The 544-nt window shown below is 60.8% G+C and carries 1 pseudogene; it reads left to right on the top strand.

The window, feature by feature from the left end:
• Positions 1-158: 158 nt before the first annotated feature.
• Positions 159-544 (top strand): annotated as a pseudogene (locus AC0L3O_RS35500) (cytochrome c); the annotation flags it as partial.

The following is a 544-nucleotide window of genomic DNA, read 5'->3' as shown; positions in this document are numbered from 1 at the left end:
TCAATCCGAGGTACTCCCCCGTCGAGCATATCGGCCGTTTGCCGTTCAGGGATCCCTCGGATGCCGAGAAGTTTACCGTTGGCCTGCGCCAAGCGGGGCTAGTGCAGTAATGACGCCACAAAGCCCGGCCGCGTTGCGATAATGAAAGGGAGGAAACGATGCTTCGGACACCAGTTCGCCTCGCGTTCTTGACCGCGTTGTTAGCTGCGCTTTCTTTGGTCACAGCCATTGCCGACGACGCGCAGATTAAGCGCGGCGAATACCTCGTCACGATCGGCGGATGCAACGACTGCCACACGCCGGGTTACTTCTTCGGAAGGCCCGACATGTCGCGCTTTCTTGGCGGCTCGGACGTAGGCTTCGAGATTCCTGGTCAGGGTGTTTTTGTCGGCCGCAACATCACGCCGGACAAGGAGACCGGGATTGGCAGTTGGACCCGGAGCAGATCGTCACCGCGATTCAGACGGGCGAACGGCCGGACGGCCGCATCCTAGCGCCCATCATGCCCTGGCACGCTTTTGCGCATCTCACCGCAGATGACGCC

It is taken from the genome of Mesorhizobium sp. WSM4810 (assembly GCF_055811235.1).
This window is presented reverse-complemented; position numbering and strand designations above follow the sequence as displayed.